Consider the following 2,913-nt stretch of genomic DNA (forward strand, 5'->3'; position numbering starts at 1 on the left):
CCGGTCCGGGCACCGTCCCCTGAGCGCGCCGCGCGATCGGCGATCAGCGATCAGAGCGGCTTGACGGGCGCCGCCGCGGCGTCCGCCCGCCGGGCGTTCGCGACGGCTGCGCCCGGCGGCGCGAGGCGCGCGAGCCCGTGCTCGGCGAGGAACCGCCGGATCTTCGCGGCCGGCGCGACGAAGGTCTCGCCGGGCATCGGCACGTCGAACGCGTACTGGTCGGAGTCCTTCCCGAAGGCGACCCGGGCCGTCCGGTAGCCCTCGACGAGGCCGATCAGCCGGCCCCCCGGCACGTCGAAGACGCCGCCGCCGGAGCTGCCGTACCCGATCGCCGCGTCGGTCTTGAGGGCCTTCGCGATCCGCGGGGCGGCCGCGTTCTCGGCCTGCTCGTACTCCACCTGCGACACGATCCCGGCCGCGACCGACAGCCCCTTCCCGAACGGCGCGCCGATCACGACGAGGTCGTCCCCGAGCTGGAGGCCGTCGTCCGCGGCGAGCGGCGTCACGGGCAGCCGCGCGGCGACCTCGAGCACGGCGAGGTCGACGTCGGGCACCCGGCCGCGGGCGAGGACGGTCGCGAGGAGCGGCGCCGAGCCGTCGGCGGGCATCACCCGGAGCTCGATCTTGTCCGGCCAGCTCCTGGCACGCTCGACCACGTGCGCGTTGGTGAGCACGTAGCTCCGGCCCTCCGCCTCCGCGAAGACGATCCCGGAGGCGCTCCGCAGCACCTCGCCGTGCGCGGCGAGCTGGAGCCGGACGGCGCTCGGGAAGACCTTCTGGACGGTCTCGGCGCGGAGGTTGGCCGGCCTCCCGGCGGAGAGGCCGAGGATGGGCGACGCGAGGAAGAGGAGGCCGGCGCCCATGGCCGCGCTGGCCAGGCCGGAGAGAAGTCGAATGCGAGGCACGCAACTCGAACGGGCGCGCCTCGGTCGAAAATTCCCCCGCCGATGGCGGGGCCTCGTCACGAGATCGTCGTTCGACCCACGATCGGCCTGGCGAGCGATCGCGCCCGCGCCCGCACGGCGAGGGCTCCACCGGGGGCTTCCCTCGTAGTACGCTCCCGGCGCATGGAGAAGCTGCCGCCGGACACCATCATCGGGATCGACCTCGGGACGACCAACTCCTGCGGGGCGGTCGCGTACGGCGACGGCCAGGTGAAGCTCATCCCGTACCAGGGCGGCGAGTACACCATCCCGTCCGTCTACGCGATCGACGACAAGGGGCACGAGCTCATCGGCCACGAGGCGAAGCGCCAGTGGCAGCTCAACCCGAGGAACACCCTCTACGCGACCAAGCGGCTCATCGGGCGGGCCCCGAAGGACGAGGTCGTGGAGTCGGTCCGGCGCTCGGTGCAGTACCGGGTGCAGCCCGGCTCGCAGAACGACGTCGCCCTCGACTGCCACGGCCGCACCTTCCACGTCCCGGAGATCAGCGCGAAGATCCTCGCCAAGATCCGGGACGTCGCGTCCGACCACCTCGGCTTCAAGGTGCAGCGCGCGGTGGTGACCGTCCCCGCCTACTTCAACGACCGGCAGCGCCAGGCCGTGAAGGAGGCGGGGACCCTGGTCGATCTCGACGTGGTGCGGATCATCAACGAGCCGACGGCGGCGGCGCTCGCGTACGGGATCGGGAAGCGGCTGCACGAGCGGGTGCTGATCTACGACCTCGGCGGCGGCACGTTCGACGTCTCCATCATCGACATCCGGGAGCGCGTGTTCGAGGTGAAGGCGACCGGGGGCGACGTCTTCCTGGGCGGCCTCGACTTCGACAACGCGATGATCGAGCACGTGCTCGACGACTTCCGGCGGAAGCACGGGATCGACCTCTCGTCGGATCCCGTGGCGATGCAGCGGATCAAGGATCTCGCCGAGCGGACCAAGATCGACCTCTCCGCCCGCGCGGAGGCCCCGTTCTCGATCCCGTTCATCACGATGACGCCGCAGGGCCAGCCGCTCGACCTGGACCTGAGGTTCGACCGCACGCTCCTCGAGGCGCTGACGCAGCACCTCGTGGATCGCACCCTCGAGATCACGGGGAAGGTGATGGCCGACGCGGGCGTGACCGCGAAGGACATCGACGAGGTGATGCTCGTCGGCGGCCAGACCCGCATGCCCATCGTCCAGGAGCGGCTCACGCGCTTCTTCGGCAAGGCGCCCTCGAAGGGCGTCCACCCCGACGAGGCGGTGGCCATCGGCGCCGCCCTCTACGGCTGGTCGCTCGGGGAGAGCTCGGATCCCCGGATCCAGCTCCTCGACGTGATCCCGATGGCGATCGGCATCGAGCAGGCGGGCGGGACGATGCACGTCGTCTTCCCCCGCAACGCCTCGATCCCGAACGCGAAGACCGTGGCGGCGACGAGCTCGGTGGACGGGCAGCGGGAGCTCGTGGTCCGCATCTTCCAGGGCGATCACCCCGAGACGGCCGCGAACGAGCTCCTCGGCGAGTTCACCTTCAGCGGCGTGCGGCCCGGCCGTGCCGGCGAGGTCCGCCTCGAGCTCCTGTTCGAGGTGAACATCGAGGGGATCCTCACGATGTCCGCGCGCGATCTCGACACCGGGCGGAAGACGCAGACGAACGTGCGGGTCGCCGCGGCTTGACGGAGCAGGACGCGCGGCCACGGGTCACGCGCGCCCGCCACCGTGCCCTTACCCGATCCCCGGCTCCCGTGTCCCCGGATCCGTCGTCGTCGGACGGAGCGGGGATCGGGCCACCGGCCACGGGACCCGGTTCACGGGTCACGGAGGAGCCGGTGACGGTGACGGGCACGGTTCACGGTGGAGTCCGTGCCCATAGAGCCGTTCGGTTCACCGACCCTCGCCGCGGCCCGGGTGCGCCCGGCCGCCGCCTCCACCCCGGCTCGCCGGGGCCGGTCCGCCGCCGCCGCGCTCGGCCCGCGGCGCGGGCGCGTAGCCT

2 protein-coding genes are annotated in these 2,913 nt (G+C 72.4%); one reads left to right on the forward strand and one right to left on the reverse strand.

The features are described from left to right. Positions 1-50: 50 nt before the first annotated feature. Complete coding sequence (locus tag MNZ27_RS23020) at positions 51-905, reverse strand: S1C family serine protease (protein WP_242396402.1); 855 nt, start codon at positions 903-905, stop codon at positions 51-53. A gap of 162 nt (positions 906-1,067) precedes the next feature. Between MNZ27_RS23020 and MNZ27_RS23025 the strand changes: the two genes are divergently transcribed. Further along, positions 1,068-2,597 carry an Hsp70 family protein gene (locus MNZ27_RS23025; protein WP_242396403.1) on the forward strand — a complete coding sequence of 510 codons (1,530 nt, stop codon included), beginning with the start codon at positions 1,068-1,070 and terminating at the stop codon, positions 2,595-2,597. Positions 2,598-2,913: the final 316 nt, after the last annotated feature.

This window comes from Anaeromyxobacter oryzisoli (assembly GCF_022690765.1).
GTDB classification, from domain to species: Bacteria; Myxococcota; Myxococcia; order Myxococcales; family Anaeromyxobacteraceae; genus Anaeromyxobacter; species Anaeromyxobacter oryzisoli.

Excerpts from the sequence above, each read along its gene's own strand:
- MNZ27_RS23025 (WP_242396403.1), top strand. The coding sequence starts at position 1,068 with ATGGAGAAGCTGCCGCCGGACACCATCATCGGGATCGACCTCGGGACG.